Source organism: Acetobacteraceae bacterium, from assembly GCA_004843345.1.
Lineage (GTDB): Bacteria > Pseudomonadota > Alphaproteobacteria > Acetobacterales > Acetobacteraceae.
On sequence record CP039460.1, the window covers coordinates 669,030 to 689,855 of the forward strand.

A 20,826-nucleotide genomic window follows, 5' to 3' on the forward strand; every position below is an offset into this window, starting at 1 on the left:
GCGCTCTCTTTGCACAATCGCATAAGAAGCGCTTTTCCACGAAGATGAGAAAAAGCCTTACAGAGAAGCACATGAAAACCCGTCGGATTTTTCTGAAAACACTGATATGGCTGAAGAGGCATTTATTGCCCATCGCATTTGTTCTGATTGGGCTGGGGCTCAGTTTGGAAATTGCCTCTCAAGGCCCTTATTTTTTCCTGCGCCGTTTACCAAAGCTTCTCCTTGCTGCGATTGAGATTATTCCTCTTATTCTCAGCGCCTATTTTCTGGGTGGAAGTCTGGGAGTTCTCTGCCTCTATCTAATTTTTTCCTTTTTGATTTTAGAAACGATTTTAGCCTTTGCCACAGGCAATCTTTCGAATGATTTTTTACAGGCTTTTGCCACTTCTGGCGGTGCGCATCATTTCAAACTTCAAATTTTTCTTTGGCTGGTTACAGGCATTCTCCTCGTCTTTTTCTTACGGAAAAAACTTTTACCACATCGTAAAATTTCTGGTTTTTTAGCCCTTTTCACAGCGGGCGCATTGCTTTTCAATCTCTTTTTAGGCTGGAACAGCACACGCTGCCCTGTCAAACTGCAAACCTCCCCTTCTCTTGCATTCGGTTTTAAAAGTGGAGAAGACTCTGTTCTCCCCTTAAAGACACCACAAGTGCTTTCCATGATCGGCTATGAGTTTCGGCAGGTTTTCCCCGGGCCTTTAGGCGATCTGTTTTCAATTTTAGCATTTGCCCAAGATCCGGGAGCAGATCAAATTGCAAAAGAAAAGCACCCTCTGCCAGCAGAATTAAAACCTGATTCAGAGCATGAGATCAAAAATATTGTTCTCATTATCGGGGAAAGTTCCACAGCAAAACATTATAGCGCCTACGGCTATGACGTTCCCACTACCCCCTTTCTCAAACATGAAATTGAAGAAGAACACGCCTGCGCTGTTTCCAAAGCGCATTCTGTTGCCAATCTCACCAAAGACGCTGTTCTCCCCTCTGTTTCACTTTGGAAACCCACAGAAATTGATGCCCCGATTACAAAACTTAACCTTGTTGAACTCGCAAACCGTCAAGGCTATCAAACCTATTGGGCCAGCGTGCAAAGCGAACGGGGAAGCTATTCAGGTTTTATCGGCTATGTTGCAAAATATGCCGATTATTTCATAGACCCTGAAACACGCAGTCTTAAATTTCATGACAAAACCCTTCATATCAAAGAGCAGGACGAGGCTGTCTTGCCCCTTTTTAAAGAATTTGCAAAAGATGACGGAGAGAAAAAGCTGATTATCCTCCATCTCTGGGGCAGTCATGTGCCTTATGGCGAAAAAATCAGAAAAGAGGACAAAAAAGCGCTACCCAAAGCCTCCCCTTACGACCAAAGCCTCCACCGTACCGACCGTATCCTCAAACAAATCACAGAAATTGCGCAGGATAAACTGGACGATCCTCTGATTTTTTATGTCTCTGACCATGGGGAAGACACGGACAAAAAAGGACATGGCTTACAATATGGCGGAAAAGACTACTTTATTCCTGTTATTCTCCTTGGTAAAAAGGCAGAGAAGGGTTGTAAATATTTAGAACATTTACGTTCCGAGGACGGATATTACAGCTCCAATATGAATAAGTTTTTAATGATGCGTTTACTGGGAATGAAAGCAGACGATGACTGGATTGACCGTGAAAAGAATCCAGATCTTGTGCTGCATATGGACCATAAAAAATACCCTTGGGGACAAATTCCAGGTCAAAAATTAGACTAAAAGGATTTATGAAAGCCGTTTTTCAATTTCTTTGGCAATGGATTAAGGGGGCTAACCGTTTGCTCACAGCAATCGGGTTTGCGCTGATTTTCTTTGGACTTACCCTCACCTTAAAGGCCGGCTATCTCAAATGGCATCTCAAAACGGATATTTTCTTTTCTGAGCTTTTCCTCTTGCTTTTTGCCTGTGCGCTCTTCTGGCTTGGAGGCTCTGTCGGGATTTTTACCCTCTATGTCCTCTTCTCCTTTTTTCTTTTAGAACTGATTCTTTCCTTCATGACAGGGGCTTGCTCGGATACGCTGCTTCAAGCCTTGGCGACCTCAGGAGGCTTTCATCATTTTAAGGGTGGGGTCTTTCTTTGGCTCTCCATTGGGGTGCTTCTGGCCTTTTTCCTGCGCCGTTTTGTCCCCCGCAACCTGACCTTTGCAAGACGCTATTTCCTCCTTTTCACAGCAGGAATTTTGATTCATCTCGCCATTGGCTATCAAAAAGTTATTCCCTTTAAACTGCAAACCTCTCCAACGATTGCTTTCGGCATTAAAAATGCCAATAAAAAACCAATCTCCTTTGCCCATCCTCAAGTTCTCACCCGTATTGCCTATGATACACGCCGTATCCTCCCAGGCCCTTTGGGGGATTTTTTAGCAATGCTGGGCTTTGCCATTGATCCCGGGGTGGATACGCTTGCATCCAAACACCATCAGCGCCCCGAAAACATCCATCCTGCGCCAGAACATGAAGTCAAAAATATTGTCCTTGTGATTGGTGAAAGTGCGACCAGCACCCATTACAGCACCTATGGCTATCCTGTGCTGACAGCCCCTTTTTTAGATAAAATGCTTGGCCAAAAGAAAGCCTGCTACCTTCCTAAAGCCCATTCTGCCGCCAATGAAACCAAAAATGCGGTCTTGCCAAGCATCTCTCTTTGGTCTCCAACAGACACCAACACCGTTCTCTCTGATCTCAATCTGATTGAACTCGCTAACCAGCAGCATTATCAAACCTATTGGGCCAGCGTGCAAAGTGAACGTGGAAGTTATTCAGGTTTTATTGGCTATGTTGCAAAATATGCCGATTATTTTCTAGATTCAGAATCTAAATCCCTCCTCTTTAACGGTGAGGCGCTCTCACTTAAAAATGAAACCGATGAATCTCTTCTGCCTTTTTTAGAAAAATTTTCCACGGACAAGGCACAAGGAGAAGACACGAAAAAACTGATTATTCTCCATCTCTGGGGAAGCCACCGCCCTTACCGTGAGAAAGTCCGCAAAGAAGATAGCCAAGCCCTTCCAAGAGCATCCCTTTATGACCGCTCTATTCACCGCACAGACCGTATTTTATCCCAGATTACCGAGATTGCCGAAAAGAACCTAGATCATCCTTTAATTCTCTATATTTCAGACCATGGTGAAAACCCGTTCAGAGCTGGCCATGCTATTCTCCGTGGCGCAAAAGATTATGAGATTCCTGTTGTTCTCCTCGGTGACAGATCCCAAGAAAACTGCGATTACCTTGAAAGCTTGCGTTCCGAGGACGGCTGGTACTCCTCGAATATGAATAAATTTCTAATGATGCGGCTTTTAGGAATGGAAGGCGACCAAAATTGGATTAAGAATGAAAAAGACCCTGATCTCGTCTATCATACAGATAATGAGATCTACCGCTGGGGCGAAATTCCTGGCCAGCATCTAAACTGAGGGAAAGATGGCGAAAAAAATTCTCTTTCTGGTAAATCCTGCGGCACGGCGCACCAATCTGCGCATTGTTCAGAAGTTTTGCGCCCTTGTCGAAAAACAGGGCGGAGAAATTTCTCTTATCCATACCAGAAGCGAATCAGATGCCCTTTCCCTTGCCAAACAAGCCGCCCTCGCCCAATTTCATTATGATGTCATTGCCATCGCAGGGGGGGACGGTACAATTGCAGGAATTGCCGAAGGGATTTACCAGATTGCAAAAACAGGCCGTGTGCCTGCCCCCCTTTGGATTGTGCCCTTGGGAACAGTGAATGTTTTAGCGAAAGAGCTGAAAATCCCTCTTAATCTTAAGAAAAATGCCCACTATCTGATGCAGAAAGCCACCCCCCATGATCTCTATCCGGGACTTCGCCAGCAAGAGGGCAAAGAACACTGCTTTTTAGAAATGGCGAGCGCCGGGTTAGATGCCGAAACGGTTGCCAGCGTCTCTCACAAACTCAAATCCTATCTTGGGCCTCTTGCTTATATCTGGGCCGTCCTAAAACTTTTAAACAAGCCCCTGCCTCTCATTCAAGGGGAAATCCGAAATGGCGAAGAAACTGAAAAATTTCAGGCAAGCTGCGCTATTTTTTCCCGCACTTCGCTTTATGGCGGGCCTTTCCGCATTGCCAAAGGGCAAAATCCAGAGCAAAAATCTTCCCGCCTTATTCTCCTAAAAGCGAGAGGAAAGATAGGATTCTGCCGCAATATTCTAGGCACTTTTTTACCCTTTAACTTTCTTAAAAAAGACCTTCTCACCAAAGAGATTGCTCCTCAAGCCGAAGTGCATTTTTTTGACACACATGCCTTGCAGGCAGATGGCGATTCAACAGGAAACACACCTGTCACGCTAAAATCTGCTAACCTACCGATACGTTTTTTATTTTAGCGTTTGAATGATTGAGGAATTTTGCCATGAATGAAGCTATTCGCCTTGTGATTTGGGACCTTGACGAAACCTTTTGGCAAGGAACCCTCTCCGAAGGAGAAATTTCAAACCATCATGGCGAGATTGTCCGTGAACTCAACCAGCGTGGCATCATGAATTCGATTTGTTCGAAGAATGATCTCGAAGTGACAAAAAAACGCCTGATAGAACTTGATCTTTGGGATCAATTTATTTTCCCCTCTATCAACTGGAGTCCTAAAGGCCAGCGCGTTGCCGATATTGTCAAAAAAGTCCAATTAAGGCCTGAAAGCATCTTATTTTTAGACGACAACGCTATGAATTTAGCCGAAGTTAAGGATGCTCTTCCCCCAATTCAAGTTCGGAACGAAACCTATATTCCTCAAATTCTTACCTCTGAATTTTTTAAGGGAAAACCAGATCCAGAACTAAAACGTCTCGCCAACTACAAAATCATGGAAAAGAAAGATTCTGACTTTTCTTCTCTTGAAGGCAATAATATCGATTTTCTGAGGAAAAGCGGCATCACGGTCGAAATTGATTATCATCTTGAAGAAAATCTTGACCGCATCATTGAAATTATCAACCGAACCAACCAGCTTAATTTTACCAAAAAGCGTTTTTCCGACGAAATAGAGATTGCCCGCCAGCAAGCCAAAGAACTTATTCATGGTGGGCTTTTTGAACATACAGGACTTGTTCGTGTTCGGGATAATTATGGTGATTATGGTTTTGTCGGCTTTTTTCAGCAAATCCAAAACTCGGCGGAAAAAAATAGACTAAATCATTTTTGCTTTTCCTGCCGTATTCTGAGCATGCATGTTGAGACTTGGCTCTACCGCAAATTCGGATCTCCAGAGCTTGAAATTAAAGGCGAAGTTGCCAACAACCCTCTCACTGATGATGCTGAAATTGATTGGATTCATTGGTATGATCCAAATAGCCTAGAAAACATTTCTAAAGAAACAAAAGAGATGTCTTCAAAGCCTGCCCTAATGATGATTGGTGGCTGTAGCATCGATTCAATCCAGCATTATGTCAATAATGTCACCCCCTCTTTTGACATGTTTATCAATACGGTTCGAGATAATTTTATTGTCCGAAGAGACCATTCCCATATCGTCAGAATTGCCGCAGAACAAAATACCAAAGCGCAGGAAACTCTGCTAAAAACAGGCTATAAAGCAGAAGATTTTGCGCTCTCTTTTAAAAATGTCGAAAACGCCCTGATTGTTTTTGCTTTTTGGGCCGATATTTCTTTTAAAACCTACAAGCTCAGTGGCATGGATGCTTTTACCCCGTACGCTTACATACAAACAGGGCATAGCGATTTCCAAGATATTTTTGAAGAGGCTTATCTTCAAAATATCGGTCATGAGGAAACCATCGAAACGTTCAGATTTGCAAAAGCCAATCTTGAACCTCAAGGAGATATTACAGGGACAAAATTCAAAGAAAATCTTGAACATATTCTCGAAACCATAGATCCAAGTAACAAAGTCCTCTTTCTGCTTCCTGCTTTAGAGGTGCCAGACCATCATCCTGAATGGGGATTTCTGGACAGAGCACGCCTGCTCTCGATGTGCCAAATTGAAGTCGCCCGTAAATATTCTAACGTCACCTGCATTGATTTCGGGCGCTTTGTCCTCAATCAAAATGAGATCACAGACTATGACCATTTTACACGCATTGTGTATCAACGATGCGGTTTCTTCGTTAGAGAAACCTATAATGCGCATTATGAAGCCCTCAAAGAAGAGACCCTAAAATCAGCCGCCGTCCTTTTTGTCAAAAATGAGGCCTCAAAAATTGCGGCATGGATTGCTTGGCATTTATCTATCGGGTTTAACAAAATTATCATTTATGATGACTCAACCGATGGCACTTATGAGATCTGCGAAAGTTTTTCAAAATTCTATCCTGTGGAATGCCGTCATGCTGATTCAACGCTTTCGCCTGAAAATCTTCAAAAACGCTATGCTTATGGAGAAGTCGCCAAAACGGCAGCCGATCATTACGATTGGCTTTCTTTTCTAGACATCAACGAAGCCATCTCTCTTGAAAAAGCGCCAAATATAAACGCTTTTCTCAAAGACTTTTCTGCCTTTAATGGTCTTGTTGTCAGCAAACGCCATGCTAAAACGGCAGAAGAGGCTAGGAGCTTTTTTATTCGGCCAAAAGATTTCCTCGAAATGCAGGATTCTTTGAATCCTTTCCATTTAAAAGAAGAAAAATATGCCAATACGCTGGGGCAGGAAATTTCTTTTGAAAATGGCCTCTCGCATCCGCCTCTTTTAAACGAAGTCTGTGTTGCACCTTTCCCCTTCTCTGCTTCTGTGGGGGAGGACAAGTGGCACACTGCCTATCAAAATAGAACGGGACTGCTATTTTCAAAAAAACGCCAGATTCAATCTGAAGAGATTGTGCATTTCATTCAAAAAGAATGCTGTAAAAAATTCCTTCAAGAAACGCATCAAGTCACACTGGTAGAGGAAAAGCCTGAGACAGAACGGGCAACCCTCTATCAGCCTATCAGCCATGACCAGCGTTTTTTCACTCTCAAAGAAGAAAATGTCATTGCCTCACAGAATGTCTCCCCTCAAAATGAGACAATTCTCTGCGTCACTTACGCTCAAAATCCTCAAAAAGCCTATTTCTTTGCATGTTTCAAAGAACTCTTTTCTCTGAAAAAAATCCATTTTTTAGAAGATGAAAGAATCTCCGAAAGCATCTCGTTCAATCTCATCAAAGAAGGCAATCAAACCGCTTTCCAATCTCCGCTTTCAAAGGTCTATATGACCTCTCTTCCAGGTGGCCTCATCGAAGTCAATCGAGATGCACTTAATCCGTGGGAGTTATTTACGTTAAAAACAGTCGAGAGTAACGAACTCTTTTTCCTTTCCGATCCTGAAAACGTGACGGACGAAGCAAGTTTTGTGTCTTTTCTAAAAGACAATGACCTTTCTTACGGGGACTTTATTCTCGCCTTTTCGCAACTTCATAAAGAAGCCAAAGGAGATATTCTGCGGCAAGCGAATGGGAAACTGCTCTCTTGGATCTTTTCTTAAAACATTCTTGCCTTAGAAAAGCCTAAAAAGGTTAGACGCATTCAAAAAGAAGCCTTCCTGATATGTTTCAGGAAGGCTTCTTTTTTTAATTTAAAACGTTTTGCTTAGACTTTTTCAGAAATTTCTTCTGCATCAATTTGATATTCGCCCTCACCTTGCTTTGCGATTTTATGTAAGGAAGCTGCGCAAACGATGAGCGCAACAGCAATCACAACCAAAAGAAGGAAAAGGAAAATTCCTGCCACAGTTAGAATCAGGCAATCTGTATGAAGCTGTGCCGCCAAATGATGCACATCTGGAGAGACATTCGCAACCCGTGTTGAAATTTCCTGATCTAATTGCTTTGTGACCTGATTAACAACCTGATCAACCAATTCACGAACATGGGTGATTTCAATCCCAATAGGCTGGTCGCCTGTATGAATCCCAGTGCTGCCATCTGGCATAAGTTTGATTGGCATTGTGATAGGAGAGTCAGCCATAATTTTTTGACCTTATTCTAATTCTGTTTGGACGCTTTTGCACTAAGTAGAGAACAGGCCCAAACAGCTCCCCAAATCCAAAAAGACCAGAGAATAGTCTAAGCTGTCACTATCTTAGAAATTAACGGTGCTTCTAAAAAAAAGAGAAGTCAAGCTTTTGCAAAATAACGAAAGAGGATTCCTACAAAAGTGGCGCTTATTTAGCGCACTCTTTCAAAAATTATTCCTCATCCCGATAGGCCTCGACACCTCCGACAGAAGGTGCTGGTAAAGCAGCCCCCTTCTTAGGCTGTCCCAATTCTTTAACGGGCTTATGGTTTCCATGCGCATCTGCCATCGGATAAAGATATTGCTCCCCATCATCACCGACATAAGATTCTGTCTTTTCTTGTGCGAGATTTTCCATTTTTTGATGCGCCTGCTGTTTTTCCTCATTTAGGGAAGGAATAGCTTGCGGTTTTTGCAAACCGCCTTCAAAAGCCGCTTTTGCCTCTGCTAAGTTCAAAGGCGCTGGCCCTGCGACTTGCGGCGGCATTTCTTTCGCCTCCTCTTTCACAGCCTTTGCAGCAGGATCAGGCTTACGCAGATCCGCAATAAATTCAGGATGGTTTCGGCGCTTAAACTCATCTGGAATCATATTTGCCAGCCAATCGGCATAGACAATTAAAGGGTCTTCCTCTTTCGGCGCTTTAATCGTCTTCAGCGCCTTCCATTTCTCTACAAGGAGTTTCGGGGCAGAACGGGTTAAATCAGCCTGCCACCATGCTGGCGCAGGATGGCCTTTCAAACAAACATCAAAACGTCTGTCTGCCTTAGCAGAAGGCGGACAAAGCTCAAGCGCATCAATTAAACTTCCCTGTGTCTCGCCGAGCAATTCATCCACTGTTAAGCCTGGTAAATGGCTTTCCCATTTTCCAGGAGCGGGAGTAAGATTTTCGTCTGTGCTTTTGGGGGCATAAGAAGCAGCAGAGGAAAAATTCTGATGCGGCTCTAATCCTAATAGAAAGCCTGTACTGTTATCATTCCCCTTTTTCGCAGAATTCTGCGCATTTGCTTTCTCCGCACGACGTTTTGCCTGCTGTGCCATGAGCTGCGCCTTGAGTTGTAACTGGCTGGCTTTTTCAGCATCTTCGGCAGAAAGGATGGGCATCGGGGCTTCAGGCCCTCTCAGCCCCTCCACAGGCGGTGGCGGTGTCAAAGCGGTCTTTGCCCCCTGATGCGAGGCAAGATAAGCCTCCACATCCGGAGACTGCTTGGAGGAACCCCTCTTTTTTTCCTGCGCCTTTTGCGCCTTACGCTGTTTTTCTATCTCAGCAACCCGTGCCTCTTCTGCTTGGTTAAAGCGTTGCTGATAAGCATCCTGCTCTCCCTCTTTATCATTTTTAGCAGAATCAATCAGCATCGATTCCTCTGCCTCATCCATCGCCAACAGCTCTGAAGGGGCAAGAACAGAAAACAGAGACACGCCCCCAATCAAGGAGGAAAGTAAATAAGACGCACGCATAAAAAACTTTCAGACTGTTTTTATTGGGGCTTCCGCCCAGGCCATGGCTTGTTCAATTGAAGCTTCAATTTTTTCAAGCTCTTCCGACTTTAAAGCCGTTTTTATTAAAATTTCTTTCTCAATGCCAGCCTCTGCAACTTCAAGATACAACCCAAAGGGCGGAAAAATAGTAAACCAAAGAGCCGGAAAAAACGCAATCAATCCGACGATCATGAAAGTCCACGCCAAAGGATGGCTTAGAAGAATAAAGGAAAAATTCCAAGGATTTTCCATCTGCGAAATAGCAGACCCATTTTCAATGAAACCATAAAGAAAAAAACAAAATGCCCAAAAAGCCCCCCATCCAAAATTCAGCGCTGTCCGCCGGCGGACATTAACCGATTCAATTCTCGAAAGCGGCACGGCAATCTTACCGCTGAAAACGCATTCTTGCGTAAGACGAACAGGCGGAGCGTGACAAAGAACCTTTTCCATTTCTGACGCTGTTTGAGGCATCTTAACGTTCTCTTTCCTTCAGTTTTTCCTTCTTACTCAGGATTATATCCCTAATCAGAGCGTTTTGTTGTAAAAAAGATGAAAATCTATAAAAATAAATCTGATTAGCTTTAAATGAAAAAAGAATTTTTCTTTCATCCAAAACCTTATCTTTTTGCTATCTTCCCCGACCCATTTAAGGCTAAACAGAGAAATATTATTTTGGCAATCCGCTCTTTACGCTTTTTCTTTATAAACACGGCTGTGCAGAAAACGAGTTTATCTTATGAATGATGGAGACTTCCTCTCCCCCTCAAGGAAACATTCTTCTTTTTTTAAACGAATGGCCTTTCGCCGTTTGCGCTTATCTGCCTTTTCTGTTTTAGCTGCCCCTCTCTTTTTCAGCTTTCTTGCTTTACCTTCTAAACCTGCTTTTTCCCAATCAATGGCCAATGTTTCTGAAGACGAAAATCACGTCTCTCTCAGTTGGGTTTCGAGCCTGCGCTTAGATGAAGAAGATGAAAAGACACCGGTTCTGTGCCGCCTTTCTGGAAATTATGGTCAAATCGGCCTTTGGGCTTCTAAAGAAGGACTTGAAATTACCAGTGAAAATGCAAATTGGAACTTACCAGACACAAGCGGTGGTGCGGTTACGATCCAAGTCCATAATCATTTCACACAAGAGCAGATCAGCGCCAATAAAGACGATGAAGAAGGCAAAGTAACCTCTCCGCCTTTCCGTGGACGCCTTACTGCAGACTTCCAAGACACGTTTTTTATGCTCGCCCAAAATAAAGAGCGCATGGGCGCTGCCATTACGATTGAGCGCCTCTTACCCCTCTTAGCCGCTTTTGAACAAGGGGAAAGCGCAACCTTGCGCTTTGCTTCTAAAGATCCAGAATCCCTTCCCCTTGAAGGCGCAAAAGAGGCCATCAATAATTTCAGAGAATGCGCCTTTAAAAATCATTTTGCAGATTTACGTTCTGCGGCCGAAGACGAGAAAAACGGCCTTGAGGACAATCAAGATGCAGAAGCCCCCGATACCGAGGGCGATCGTCAGGAAATAGCCAAGGTCAAACAAAATCAAGACCCGTATAAAGATCCTTTCTCGCCAAAAGCCGAGGAAGACCCATGGCCGCAATCTTCTGAGAACAAGCAAGCTGGCGCAGAAGAAAGTGACGATCCAAACGATCCAAACACACCAAATGAATTTAGCGAACAACCTAAAGCCCCTGGCGCACCGCCACCGCCAACAGAAGAAGAACAGGCAGAAATTGATCAGAAACGTGCCAATGCCCTTCAGGAAAAAGAGCGCCTAGAAGAGCAGGAACGTGAACGTCAAATTGAAATCGGGGAAAGTGCTGAAGCTAAAAGACTGGCCGATGAACGAGAGGCCAAGCGACTTGAGCAGATTGCCGCAGCGAAACAGGCGCAACAGGCCCGCAAAGAACGTGCCCGTAAAAAAGCCAACGCCCAGAAAGCCAGCATTAAAGCAAAAAAAGCGGCCGATAAAAAAGCGCAAATTGCCGCCTATAAAGCCTCTAAAAAAGAGACACCGCTGCCCTTTAGCCAAGATGAAATCAAATCAAACACGCTCCGCAAACAGGCAGCCAATGTCGATAATGAAATGGGGCAGGCGCAATCCTATCTCAATGCAAATAGCAAAGCTCATGCCAAAAAAGGAAGTTCTAAAAAGAAAAATGTGCCAGCCAGACTCAGCTCGCACCAAATTGACACCGCCAGAACAACACTAAAAAAACAGTCTACTGTTGAGGCCGTTGAAGCGCTCAAAGGCTCGCAGGCGACACAAAATGAGCGTTCTGAAAATGCTGCAATAACGCTTTCACAAGCTGAAAGCTTTATGAAGAGTCAGGCCTCGCAGTCAAAAGACAAGAAAGTCCGCAAAGCCTCTAAAAATCTGGTGAATGAGCTTGAATCCGCACAAACCTTCCTTGATGCACAAACAACAGTGCAGACGAAGGCAGAAACAGGCGGAGCGCTGACAACAACACAAAAAGCGCATGCCAAAAACAAACTTCCCTTTGATGGCCGTCCGCCAACATATAGTGAACCCATCGTCCAGAAAAAACTTTCTGAACCGAAAAAGAAAAAATGATTTTATCTCTTTTTTGTCTCGTCAGAAAAAAATATCAGGTCTAATATCACCGCTGTTTGGCGCTCCAGATGTTAGGAAGGAACACAATGCCTTTGAGAAAAAAAACAGAACTCGTTTCTGATCAGAAAAGGCCACCCCGTACGACCCCACCGCCGCACAAACATACGCTTTGGCAACATTTTTGGCATGGTGACTGGGGGTATTTTAACTGGATCTTTTTTGGCAGTCTGATTCTTCTCAGCCTGATTTTAGCTTATCCTATTTTCATCAAATAACTTCACCTTATAAAGGAGTTGCTTATGGTTTCCGCTACAAGTTCTCTACGCTATCTGCACACAATGGTTCGAGTCCTTGATCTCGACCGATCTATCGCTTTTTATAAATTGCTGGGCTTTGAAGAAGTCCGCCGCACAGAGGTGAAGGAAGGTCGCTATACGCTCGCTTTTCTGTGTTTAAAAGACGATCCTACCCATGTTGAAATTGAACTCACCTTCAACTGGGATCGCAAAGAACCGTATATTATTGGAGACGGCTTTGGCCATTTTGCCATTAAAGTGCCAAACATTGCAGCCGCTGCCAATCAGGTTAAACAACATGGTGCGCAGTTTGGCGGGAAAGTCACCAGAGAGCCAGGCCCTGTAAAATTCGGAACAACAATAATCGCTTTTGTCGAAGACCCTGACGGTTATAAAATAGAGTTGATTGAAAAAGCCTAAGCCTCTGCCGTCTTCAAAAGGCCTTTGCTGCTTAAAAAATCCTCTTTAGTGGGTGAAAGCGTGCAAAGGCCACCAAAGCACCCCTAAGAATAAACAAAGCGAATAAAAAGCAGACATTGGGTGGAATTCTTTAAGCGTCGAGACAAAACATGCCACGAAAATCAAGAGCAGAGAGAGTTCAAAATAAATTTCAAGTTCGTGATGCATCTATTCACCCCGCTGCCCGTCACTTCTTAGAAGAACGCCTCTCTATCCAACCGTATCCACACGCATCGTAAACAAAGATACCTCTGGCATATGGCCGCCAACAAAGAAAAAAAGAACTGCTCCGCCTAAACCAAGACAGATCAAACAGAAAACCAAGGTCCAAATCACTTTATCCAGAGCGATTTTGTGTAAAAAATGTATCTTATCAAAAAATTTTAAAAGCGCATTTCCTAAACGGCTATGAATCTCTTCCCGGGAAAAACTTTCCCAGACAAGCCCACGCCGTTTTTTTCTAAGCGCCTCTACTCCTTTTGGCATAAAACTGGCCTCTAACACACTCATAATTCATTTCAATTTAATTTTTGGTCAATAAAGGTAATCTAATTTTTAAATGCCCAATTCTTCATAAATAGTCTCTTTAGATCGAAAAAACAGGCAGAAAGTTTCTTTTTAGAGAATCAAACAAGGTTTGAAACCTTTTTGCAACAAGGGCTTAAAAATCTTCTATCTCCGCACGCAATGCAATTTCTGCTGCCTCTAGGACTTCTTCCTGGCATTCTTGCGCCCATAATTCCAAAGCTTCAAAAGCCTCTCTCAGAGGGCTTGTTGAGCGGACATGCCCCTGCGCCCGAAGAGCTTCCTTCTGAAGCCATTTCAAACGTGTTCTTAAAAAATCCAGCCCTGTAAAATCATCCAAATCAATATCGGAAAATAATGCAGGACGGCAAAACGAACATTCCTCCGCATCATAAGAGGCTAAAATTTGGCGCTTAACCATCTGATCAACCGGCAAAAAAGACGAAGCAGGCGCACCTGCCTCAACTTGCCGTCGAATTTCAGCTCTAAGATCCGCAAGCCAAATTTGATAAGGATTGTTTGAATAAAAAATTTTAAGTTTTGGAATAGGACGAAAGGACATCTTCTTAACAGTCTAAAAAATGATTTTTGATAGAAGAAGTATAAGCTTTTTTGCTTATTTTTGCGACGGGGGAAAGAACTTCCCCGCCTCTATGCCCTCTCAAGAAGAAGTCGCACGCATCAAGTCAAAAGCTTATTTTGCGCCTTTTAACGCCCAAACCAATAAAATCAGCATAAAAGAAATCAGATTTGCCAACACTAAAACGGCTAAAAAGATTAAAACCGCAAAATTCGGTGTCATGCCATCAGGCCTTAACCAAAGCCCCAAAAGAGGCGCTCCCATGCTCGCAGGGACAAGGAAATACAGATTTACTTTTCCCCAATGGCGCAGGCAATAGCCTTCAAAACTGCCTAATTCCGCAAAAGAATCCTCCTTTTTGGCCACTTCCTTTACTTTTTTTTCCACAGGCAAAGAGGCAGATGGCCGTAAATGAGAAAGGATATTTTCTTTCTTTACCTCCAAACCTTCTTTTGCAACAGATGCCTTGGGCTTGCGGGGCTTTCTTGTGCGTGGCGTCGCTTTCTCAGAACGCCCTTCTTTTTTACGTTTTGAAGTATCCGCAGGTGCTTTAGACTTTGTCATGTGGTTCATTCCCTGCCACATACGTCTCTTGCACTATTTGTTTTTCCGCACGCTCTTGCGTAGCGTCCTGAAGAATCTGCTTTTGCGCTTCAGCCTTATTTTCTAAACCTTTTTCAAAAGCGCTGATTTCAAATTCAGTCTCTTCCTCCGCTTCGGGGCGACGTGCCAAATTCCGAAAAACCCACTGAACCAAGAGGGTAATCCCCATAATGAGAAGAGAAAGAACCGTTGCGACACTCCAAAAAACAGCCACAAAACTGGTCACGACCTCTGCACGCTGCAACCCATCAAGGAAATACCAGAAATTCCGCAAGGTTGAATAAAGAAGAATAGGCAAAACATAAAGGAAACTTGCCCCAACCCAGCTCCAAAAAAGACGGCGGAAAGGGTGCGCTTTAACTTCAATTTTTTCTGTCCCCAGAAAACGCTCAAACCCATACCAAAGCAAATAGAGAGCGAGCGAAATAAGATTAGCATGAAAAAGCGTTTGCAATGTGCCATATTCAAGCAATTGCAAACGGTCTGGACGGGTAGGCGGCAACATGAGGTACGTCAAAAGCGGCCCTGAAAAAGAGGCTGGCAGGAGATAAAACAGGTTGGCCTGAAGCCAATTCCGTATCCAAACAAAAAAATCAGGAGAATGAAAATAAGCCGACATTTTTTGAAAACGGTTTTGCGTTTTTACGGCAAAAGATTTTTTTTCAGGCAGGGTTTCTGGTGTGCCTTCTAAAAAATGTGTCAACCCCTTCTCCGATGACGCTCCGTCATTTCCGAGCGCTTTATGTTCCTCTGATTTTTTCATTTTCGTCCTGACAATTAGACAATTTAATGGCGCTCTAGATAGTTTGCCCCCGTAAGGAAATGCGTCACTCTCAAAATCATTTTAGCGCCCCATCGAGCTGCAAAAAACAAGCCAAAAGCAAGAAAAGATAATAAATTCCCCATGACCCAAAAAAGAATAAGATAGGTGAAAATACTTGAAATTCCAACTTCCATCACAGGATCAAGCATCACCACATCCGCAGGGAATAAGGCCACCACCGCAACCGAAGGCAGGATATAAACGACATTATCACGTGCCCACAAGCCCAAAAGATGACGGGCGGGATGCGCATTATCTGGCGTTAAAAACGGAGAGGCGAAACGTGCAGCGTTGTTTAAAAAACTTTTTTGAGCAGCTTTTCCTGTTGCAGCTTTCCGGCGCGCCTCAATAATTTCCTTATAATGACGGTCAATAGCCCAACGCCAGATCGCAACCGCTATCAACGAAAACACGTTCGACAAAAGGACCAAAATGAGCGAGGTTTTAGAAATCAGCTCGACAGGATAGCGATGAAGGGGCACAAAAATCAGCATCAAAAAAGCCAACGTGCTGACTGAAGGCACAATAAAAAAATAATTAACCTCAACGCCTCTAGTAATAAAATAAGGGACACCAACAATATTAGAGCGCTTAAAATCAGCTCTAATTTCTGCTTTCGCATGCTGATAAAAACGTTTTAAAAAAGGGGCTTCTTTCGCAGGTATCTCTTGAACGTTTTCCTCAGGAATACCTTGTTTTTCTGACAAATTTTTCACCATCATACAGCTGTTAAAGGGGCAAGCATCCCTCGTGTACCTCTAAGGACACGATTGCCTCCCTCCCTGTAACATAGACCTTAAAAAGAAAATTCCAATATGGGATAAAATTATATCCCTATTTTAGCAAAGCGCCAAATGATCCCTTTCTAAGCCAGCCGACTGCTTGAGTCTCAACTCGAATGGTGTCATAGTCATTCGTTCCTTCATACCTCCTCATCATTCCCTTTAAAACTCCCTCTTTGGCAGGACTTCTAAGAAAATGCGTAAGGCCGCAGATTATAAAAAGAATTTTATTTCCCGCTTAAAATCTCTCAAAAACCTAAATTGTTTTTCACTTAAACAATTTTCACTTGCTGCGACCTGCCTTGCAACCCTTTCAGCCTGTGCTGTTGTTCCCAACGAGGGGCCAACCGATTGCGGCTTAGAAAGCTTTGACAATGCCCTTTTCCGAGATGAGGGCTGTGATCCCATCACAGGCATTATCTCAATCCCCTCCATGATTCCAATTTGGGTTGTCGATTACAGCGCCTGCGGTCTCAAATGGCATAATTCCCGTATCGCGCCAGATTTCAACGGCAGAAAAGTCCGCTATCTGCGCCGTTTAAAACAGCTAAAATTAGAGGCGGAACGCAACCAGTCAGCCGTGAATGCCCAGAGGGCACTGGCCTCTGAAAGCTTGGCTGAAAATGCGATTGCCGATAATCTCAACCGCCTCCTTCTGGCGAAAAGCCATCAAACATCTTCCCCGAATTTCAGCCTAAAACGTAATCAGGCGGCAAAAATCGTTCTGGAAAATGGCGTAAGTGAAAAATTCACCAAAGCGCTTGAGCAAATGATGCGGATCCAAAGCAACCTTAAACTGGCCGATCAAAGAGCTCTTGCGGAAATGCCGCAAGATCAAGACCTCTTGCCGTCCCTTGCGACCCCTGACGCCAAAGAAAGTTCAAGCTATTCTGTGCTGGAACTGGAAAAAACCGCTTGGGCGCAAGTCACAGAAGAAGATAAGGCCAAAGAAAAACTAAAGCGTGAGCAGAAAATGGCAGCATGGCCAGAAGCCAAGCGCCAAGCCTATGAACAAAAACAGGCGGCAAAAGAGCAAAAAGCAAAGGCGAAACAGGAACGTCAAAACCAAAAGCAGGCCGTTCTTGAAGCCAAGCTGACACAAAAAAATGCCCAAAAAGAGGCAAAACGCCAAGAGAAACTCAAAGCAAAAGGATTGCAGGAGGCACAGCCTATGAATCCGCATTCAGCCTCAGAAGAGGCCAAAGCTCCGCCTGCGCCTGCTGCGCCCCCTTCGGAGTCCAATCCTGCAAAAGATAAAGCCCAGCCTCAAATTAACGATCCTATGATTCCTGTCGTGCGCAAGGCAGAAACGGTTAAAGCCAAAAATATTTCTGAAGAAGAGTAAAAAAAGCCAATGTGCGTCTTTCTTTGCCTTTGGAAAAAGAAAAACCAACGTCACGAAAATCTTAACGGAAGGCGTTTTTACCCTTCTATTTTTGCTCTGCTAAATGTGTATCTTTCTACACAAAAAAAATATATTCCTTTTTTTGGCGTCTTTAAAAAAAAGAAGGCTTGCTTCTAAAATCAAAATGAAGCAAAGCTTGCCGTGGCTGTTCTTCTCCCCCTTTTTAGGACAGCCGCTTCTACTCTTTTTGCTCCCACAAAATTTGTTTAATCTGCCCTTCCGCCGCCGCCTCCTTGCAAAAGCGTTTTTTTAAAAAATGGCACGCAATCTCTCCAAAAATCACAGGAATCAGGACAAAATTTGCCCCTAAGAAATCAAGCCAGAGTTTAGGGGGCAAGATGCGGATACTCTGCCGAAAGGGATCTAAAAATGCCAGACTCTCTGGTAAATGCTGGCCAAGTTTTGCAAGGCACAGAAAGGGCAAAACCCCAATGAGATTTGCTCTGAGCAAAGCGTAAAGAAAGGCGCTCCAGCCTTGAGAGAGTGTCTTACGGAAAGCATTAGGCGCATTCTCCTCCCATACAGAGCGTACCAAAAACCAGAAAAAACCGCCGATAACCGCTAAAAAATTGATATAGAGCAATAAAATCAGCACGATTGGCACGAAATAGCGTGACCAAACTAAATCTGGCGCTTCCTCCAGCCAACACAATCCCATCCCAATCGCAGCAGGCAGAAACAGCATCACATTCAAAAGCAGAAAATGCCAATAGAGCCTGCCAAAAAATTTCTTAGGATGCGAAATTTTAAAAAGTCTTTGGCGGAAAGAAACCAATGGGAAACCGCCAAACATGGTTTCTCCCTCTCGTAAAGAACTCTCGTGACAAGGCTGTCTTTTTCGGTGTTTGATGAGACGCCAAACATCACTTGCGCCACAACGCACCAGCCAAGAGCAAAAGCTCCCTAAGCCACAATTCACCCCTAAAAATAAAAAGAACAGCCAAAATAAATAAAGGATATTTTCGCCAAAATGCCCTTCCCGCCATTCTTCACCACTCAAGAGGCAAATTTCAAACAAAGCAATTGAGGCATTCATCAGGCAAACAGGAAAAATATAATAAAGATTGTTCGCAAAACCTGATTTTGACACACAAAAATTTAACTCGCCTGTCAAACGTTTGCGCCGCCGTCTCCGCAGAAATTCCCAGCATAATGAAAAAAGATTTCCAAAACAGAACGGCAAAATGCAATCAATCAGAAAGCGGTGCATCGTACCAAAAAAATTCGGAATAGAAAAAACGAAACTTGCAGGCAAAATATAAAATAAATTAACCCAGAAATATTTCGCAACAAGGGCGCAAAAAGTCGAGAATTTTGATTCTTTCGTCAAAAGGGTCATCGTCTTTTCCTTCTTGTTTTTTGAAGGGACTTCAAATCAATAATCCGCCCGTCATAGGTCAAAATTTTTGTAATTTTTCGGCGTTTACGCCCCTGCTTTTTAAGAACAGGCTTTTTTATAACAGGCGGCAAAGCTGATTTTGACTTTTTGACAGAATGGAATTTTTGAACATGCCATTTGGAATGTGTCTGTTTAAGCGCTTGTTTTTCGGCTTTACGTTCACGCTGGCGTTCTGCCAAATGCGCTATTTTACTGCCAAAGAAAAAAAGAAATAAAGCACGGATAATCACAAAGGCCAACTGTAAAAGCAAAGAGGCCAAAATGTCCAAAAGAATAACCGCTCCTGCGCCAAAAAGCGCCGAACGCACGGCAATAGCTCTCTCTGAGAAAACCCCCTCAATCGTGGCCAAAAATCCAATCAAACACGGAATTGGCAAAAGATAGCAAACGACATTATTCAAAAAAGAACGAAAAACACCCTTAGCTTTAAGCGTTGTCTTTCCTGTCAGCAGAAATTTCAATCCCGATTCAAAAGTACGCCAAAGGAAAAAATAGATTTTTACCATCAGCCCGAGTAAAAATCCCATTCCTGCTGCCCATAAAGCAAGCTCTATAAGATCATGCCAACTCCCAACACCTAACAGGAAAACAGTGCCAATCCCCCACGCCAATCCCAAAGGAAAAACATAAAAAAACACCTCTTTTAAGAAGATTGAAAAAGACGCTTTTAAACGTTCAGGCCAAAGATAATGATACAGAAATAAAGGGCCTGCGGCTGGACGGTTTGCCTGCTTTAACTGCACCTCTTCCAAAAGCGTTTGGGAGGGTTCTTCTTCAATTTCTTCTAAGAGATTTCCTGTCAGGCTTTTCGGCAGATGAATCAGAAAATCTGGCATTTCTTGCTGTTTTTTCTTTCTTTTGCCTTTCAGTGCGGAAGGACGGGGATCAGGTTGCCAAAAAACAGTCGCTAACGCCCGGGCACACCATGAAAAGAAGCTTGCTAACAGCCAAAAGCCGAGCATATCGAAAAGAAAGAAACAGAGATACCACGGACTTTCCCAAAAAAGCGTATCCAAATCCATCTTGATCAATTTTCGGCCAGGCCCTGTCAGCGTAGCCTCAAGACTTCCTGCCAAAACCAGCGGCAGAATATAGAGAACATTCGCCTGCACTGCGGAAAGAACAATTTTACAAAAACCCTCAAGCCCCTGCTTTCTAAGAAAAAACTGACGCAGATAGGCACATAATCCGCCCACCAGATTGCCCAGCAGCAAAAGCAAAAACCAGCCCATGAGAAGCACAAAAAAAGCGTCAGGGTCTTCTGAATAGGAGAAAATTAAAAAAGGCAGCGCCAGCGAAGCTGGAAGCAAATAAAAGAGATTAACCGCAACCCAGCTTGCGAGAACAGGCGGTTCAAAATCTCTTTTCTGTTGATTTCGCTTTTTTTCCTGCTCAAATTTCCATCGAAAATGCCGACCAATCCGCCAAATCCAGCAAGCCATCCATGAAAAAAAAACGGCAAAGCCCCATAAAAGCGGAAAGCCAAAAAAGAAGCAGAGAAACAGGAAAGGCGAACTCACTAAAATCCCTGGATTTTGAGGAATTTTGAGAAGCTGTTCCCCTTGCGTGGCAACCAGAACCAAACTGGTTAAAACGCTAAAGGGCAAAAGATAAAAAAGATTTCCAGCTTTGAAAGAAAGCGGCACGGTAAAGGCCAATGTTTTGCCTTTTTTCCGAAAAAGCCAGCGCCTTCCCCCAATAAGCATGAGGCAAAACAGATTGGTGTAAAAAAGCAGGGAAATCCAAATTTCACTAAAAGAAAAAGCCCCCGAAGAAGGCTGAAAAAACGCCCAAACAGGCAAAATGCCAGAAGCAGGCAGGAGATAAAGGCCATTCACCCGCCCCCAATCTCTCGCAAAATGCCATTTTTCTGCCTCAGCCTGTGCCATTCCTACCTTCTGCTAACCGCTTCTAAGAAA

18 protein-coding genes are annotated in these 20,826 nt (G+C 43.7%); 8 read left to right on the forward strand and 10 right to left on the reverse strand.

Annotated elements, in window-relative coordinates:
* Positions 1–44 precede the first annotated feature (44 nt).
* The 4 genes from FAI40_03375 to FAI40_03390 are packed head-to-tail and all read left to right on the forward strand — an operon-like array spanning position 45 to position 7,459.
* Entirely contained in the window at positions 45–1,751 is a 1,707-nt protein-coding gene (locus FAI40_03375) for a hypothetical protein (GenBank protein QCE34455.1), read from the forward strand.
* A gap of 8 nt (positions 1,752–1,759) precedes the next feature.
* Positions 1,760–3,448, forward strand: coding sequence for a hypothetical protein (locus tag FAI40_03380; protein ID QCE34456.1), 1,689 nt, complete (start codon positions 1,760–1,762; stop codon positions 3,446–3,448).
* Between the two features lie 7 nt (positions 3,449–3,455).
* The gene (locus tag FAI40_03385) at positions 3,456–4,373 is read left to right on the forward strand and encodes a hypothetical protein (protein QCE34457.1); all 918 of its coding nucleotides are present in this window, start codon (positions 3,456–3,458) and stop codon (positions 4,371–4,373) included.
* 26 nt (positions 4,374–4,399) lie between these two features.
* On the forward strand, positions 4,400–7,459 hold the full coding sequence (locus FAI40_03390; protein QCE34458.1) for an HAD-IIIC family phosphatase: 3,060 nt from the start codon (positions 4,400–4,402) through the stop codon (positions 7,457–7,459).
* Between the two features lie 104 nt (positions 7,460–7,563).
* On the opposite strand, the gene FAI40_03395 is transcribed toward FAI40_03390, so the two are convergent.
* From FAI40_03395 to FAI40_03405, 3 genes are all read right to left on the reverse strand, one after another.
* Entirely contained in the window at positions 7,564–7,941 is a 378-nt protein-coding gene (locus FAI40_03395; protein QCE34459.1) for a hypothetical protein, read from the reverse strand.
* A gap of 220 nt (positions 7,942–8,161) precedes the next feature.
* Positions 8,162–9,445: a hypothetical protein gene (locus FAI40_03400; protein ID QCE34460.1), complete on the reverse strand. Its 1,284-nt coding sequence runs from the start codon at positions 9,443–9,445 to the stop codon at positions 8,162–8,164.
* A 9-nt stretch (positions 9,446–9,454) separates the two neighbouring features.
* A complete protein-coding gene (locus FAI40_03405; GenBank protein ID QCE34461.1) occupies positions 9,455–9,940 on the reverse strand; it encodes a hypothetical protein in 486 nt (161 codons plus the stop codon).
* A gap of 265 nt (positions 9,941–10,205) precedes the next feature.
* Here FAI40_03405 and FAI40_03410 point away from each other — a divergent pair, with 265 nt between their 5' ends.
* The 3 genes from FAI40_03410 (at position 10,206) to gloA (ending at position 12,751) form a co-directional block, all read left to right on the forward strand.
* Positions 10,206–12,035: a hypothetical protein gene (locus FAI40_03410; GenBank protein ID QCE34462.1), complete on the forward strand. Its 1,830-nt coding sequence runs from the start codon at positions 10,206–10,208 to the stop codon at positions 12,033–12,035.
* 86 nt (positions 12,036–12,121) lie between these two features.
* Entirely contained in the window at positions 12,122–12,310 is a 189-nt protein-coding gene (locus tag FAI40_03415; GenBank protein ID QCE34463.1) for a hypothetical protein, read from the forward strand.
* A gap of 24 nt (positions 12,311–12,334) precedes the next feature.
* Positions 12,335–12,751: a lactoylglutathione lyase gene (gloA, locus tag FAI40_03420; protein ID QCE34464.1), complete on the forward strand. Its 417-nt coding sequence runs from the start codon at positions 12,335–12,337 to the stop codon at positions 12,749–12,751.
* Positions 12,752–13,000: 249 nt separating this feature from the next.
* Here the strand turns inward: gloA and FAI40_03425 are convergent, their stop codons facing one another.
* From FAI40_03425 to FAI40_03445, 5 genes are all read right to left on the reverse strand, one after another.
* Positions 13,001–13,276, reverse strand: a complete 276-nt coding sequence (locus FAI40_03425; protein QCE34465.1) for a hypothetical protein — start codon at positions 13,274–13,276, stop codon at positions 13,001–13,003.
* 175 nt (positions 13,277–13,451) lie between these two features.
* Positions 13,452–13,877, reverse strand: coding sequence for a hypothetical protein (locus FAI40_03430; protein ID QCE34466.1), 426 nt, complete (start codon positions 13,875–13,877; stop codon positions 13,452–13,454).
* 132 nt (positions 13,878–14,009) lie between these two features.
* Positions 14,010–14,459, reverse strand: coding sequence for a hypothetical protein (locus tag FAI40_03435; GenBank protein ID QCE34467.1), 450 nt, complete (start codon positions 14,457–14,459; stop codon positions 14,010–14,012).
* Positions 14,446–15,261 (reverse strand): hypothetical protein, encoded by an 816-nt coding sequence (locus tag FAI40_03440; GenBank protein ID QCE34468.1) that lies wholly within the window; start codon positions 15,259–15,261, stop codon positions 14,446–14,448. Before FAI40_03440 ends, FAI40_03435 begins: the two co-directional genes overlap by 14 nt.
* Positions 15,262–15,284: 23 nt before the next feature.
* Positions 15,285–16,028, reverse strand: a complete 744-nt coding sequence (locus FAI40_03445) for a hypothetical protein (GenBank protein QCE34469.1) — start codon at positions 16,026–16,028, stop codon at positions 15,285–15,287.
* A gap of 271 nt (positions 16,029–16,299) precedes the next feature.
* Between FAI40_03445 and FAI40_03450 the strand changes: the two genes are divergently transcribed.
* Positions 16,300–17,448, forward strand: a complete 1,149-nt coding sequence (locus FAI40_03450) for a hypothetical protein (GenBank protein QCE34470.1) — start codon at positions 16,300–16,302, stop codon at positions 17,446–17,448.
* A 238-nt stretch (positions 17,449–17,686) separates the two neighbouring features.
* On the opposite strand, the gene FAI40_03455 is transcribed toward FAI40_03450, so the two are convergent.
* Together FAI40_03455 and FAI40_03460 are read right to left on the reverse strand one after the other, a co-directional pair.
* Positions 17,687–18,847 (reverse strand): hypothetical protein, encoded by a 1,161-nt coding sequence (locus FAI40_03455; GenBank protein ID QCE34471.1) that lies wholly within the window; start codon positions 18,845–18,847, stop codon positions 17,687–17,689.
* Positions 18,844–20,796, reverse strand: coding sequence for a hypothetical protein (locus FAI40_03460; protein ID QCE34472.1), 1,953 nt, complete (start codon positions 20,794–20,796; stop codon positions 18,844–18,846). Before FAI40_03460 ends, FAI40_03455 begins: the two co-directional genes overlap by 4 nt.
* Positions 20,797–20,826 lie beyond the last annotated feature (30 nt).